This is a genomic window from Streptomyces sp. NPDC090741 (genome assembly GCF_044769045.1).
GTDB lineage: Bacteria > Actinomycetota > Actinomycetes > Streptomycetales > Streptomycetaceae > Streptomyces.
This window is the reverse complement of the sequence record NZ_JBIVXF010000048.1, coordinates 1-2,623: the sequence shown is the minus strand read 5'-3', so window position 1 is coordinate 2,623 and position 2,623 is coordinate 1. Positions and strand designations below refer to the sequence as shown.

1 rRNA gene is annotated in these 2,623 nt (G+C 53.9%); it reads right to left on the bottom strand.

Annotation, left to right across the window (positions count from 1 at the left end):
* A 23S ribosomal RNA gene (locus ACIQU4_RS42335) occupies positions 1-2,623 on the bottom strand; the annotation flags it as partial.

The following is a 2,623-nucleotide window of genomic DNA, read 5'->3' as shown; positions in this document are numbered from 1 at the left end:
CTCTCGGATCATTAGTATCAGTTAGCTCAATACATTGCTGTACTTACACACCTGACCTATCGACCACGTAGTCTACATGGTTCCTTCAGGGGGCTTGTGCCCCGGGAGATCTCATCTTGAGGCGCGCTTCCCGCTTAGATGCTTTCAGCGGTTATCGCTTCCGAACATAGCTACCCGGCAATGCCACTGGCGTGACAACCGGAACACCAGAGGTTCGTCCACTCCGGTCCTCTCGTACTAGGAGCAGCCCCTCTCAAATCTCCAACGCCCATGGCAGATAGGGACCGAACTGTCTCACGACGTTCTGAACCCAGCTCGCGTACCACTTTAAATGGCGAACAGCCATACCCTTGGGACCGACTACAGCCCCAGGATGTGATGAGCCGACATCGAGGTGCCAAACACCGCCGTCGATATGAACTCTTGGGCGGTATCAGCCTGTTATCCCCGGAGTACCTTTTATCCGTTGAGCGATGGCCCTTCCATACAGAACCACCGGATCACTAAGTCCTAGTTTCCTACCTGCTTGATCCGTCGATCTTGCAGTCAAGCACGCTTATGCCTTTGCACACAGTGCGCGATGTCCGACCGCGCTGAGCGTACCTTCGAGCTCCTCCGTTACTCTTTAGGAGGAGACCGCCCCAGTCAAACTACCCACCATACACGGTCCCCGACCCAGATAATGGGCCCAGGTTAGAACGTCAAGCACGACAGGGTGGTATTTCAAGGATGGCTCCACTGCAGCTAGCGCCACAGTTTCATAGCCTCCCACCTATCCTACACAGACGAACTCAACGTTCAGTGTAAAGCTATAGTAAAGGTTCACGGGGTCTTTCCGTCTTGCCACGGGAACGCTGCATCTTCACAGCGATTTCAATTTCACTGAGTCTCGGGTGGAGACAGCGCCGCTGTCGTTACGCCATTCGTGCAGGTCGGAACTTACCCGACAAGGAATTTCGCTACCTTAGGACCGTTATAGTTACGGCCGCCGTTTACTGGGGCTTCGATCAAGAGCTTCGCCTTGCGGCTGACCCCATCAATTAACCTTCCAGCACCGGGCAGGCGTCACACCCTATACGTCCACTTTCGTGTTTGCAGAGTGCTGTGTTTTTGATAAACAGTCGCAGCGGCCTGGTTACTGCGACCCTCTTCAGCTATAGCTCGCACGAGCCACCAAAAAGGGTGCACCTTCTCCCGAAGTTACGGTGCCATGTTGCCTAGTTCCTTCACCCGAGTTCTCTCAAGCGCCTGAGAATTCTCATCCTACCCACCTGTGTCGGTTTACGGTACGGTCTGCGTAAGCTGAAGCTTAGGAGCTTTTCCTGGAAGCGTGGTATCAGTGACTTCGCCATAAAGGCTCGTCTCGGTGCTCGGTCTTAAAGGATCCCGGATTTGCCAAAGATCCAAACCTACCGCCTTTCCCCAGGACAACCAACGCCTGGTACACCTAACCTTCTCCGTCCCTCCATCGCACTTACGCGAGGTGCAGGAATATTAACCTGCTTCCCATCGACTACGACTTTCGTCCTCGCCTTAGGGGCCGACTCACCCTGCGCCGATTAACGTTGCGCAAGGAAACCTTGGGCTTTCGGCGTGCGGGTTTTTCACCCGCATTATCGTTACTCATGTCAGCATTCGCACTTCCGATACCTCCAGCAGACTTCTCAATCCACCTTCAACGGCTTACGGAACGCTCCTCTACCGCGCATACAAAGTATGCACCCCAAGCTTCGGTTCACTGCTTAGCCCCGTTAAATCTTCCCCGCAGACCGACTCGACCAGTGAGCTATTACGCTTTCTTTAAAGGGTGGCTGCTTCTAAGCCAACCTCCTGGCTGTCTGTGCCTTTCCACATGGTTTTCCACTTAGCAGTGAATTTGGGACCTTAGCTGTGGGTCTGGGTTGTTTCCCTTTTCACGACGGACGTTAGCACCCGCCGTGTGTCTCCCATACAGTCCGTCTCGGTATTCGGAGTTTGCAATGGTTTGGTAAGTCGCGATGACCCCCTAGCCATAACAGTGCTCTACCCCCGAGAGGATACATATGAGGCGCTACCTAAATAGCTTTCGAGGAGAACCAGCTATCTCCGGGTTCGATTAGCTTTTCACTCCTAATCACACCTCATCCCCTACCTTTGCAACGGGAGTGGGTTCGGGCCTCCAGTGCGTGTTACCGCACCTTCACCCTGGGCATGACTAGATCACCCGGTTTCGGGTCTACTGCCCGCGACTATGCGCCCTTATCAGACTCGGTTTCCCTTCGCCTCCCCTATACGGTTAAGCTTGCCACGAACAGTAAGTCGCTGACCCATTATACAAAAGGTACGCAGTCACTCCTTGCGGAGCTCCTACTGCTTGTACGCACACGGTTTCAGGTTCTATTTCACTCCCCTCTCCGGGGTTCTTTTCGCCTTTCCCTCACGGTACTGGTTCACTATCGGTCGGTCAGTAGTATTTAGCCTTGGAGGATGGTCCCCCCATGTTCAGACAGGGTTTCACGTGCCCCGCCCTACTCGTCTTCACTGAAATGGCCCTTTCAGATACAGGGCTATCACCTTCTATGGCCGCTCTTTCCAGAGCGTTTTCCTAGAACCAAATCAGCTTAAGGGCTAGTCCGCGTTCGCT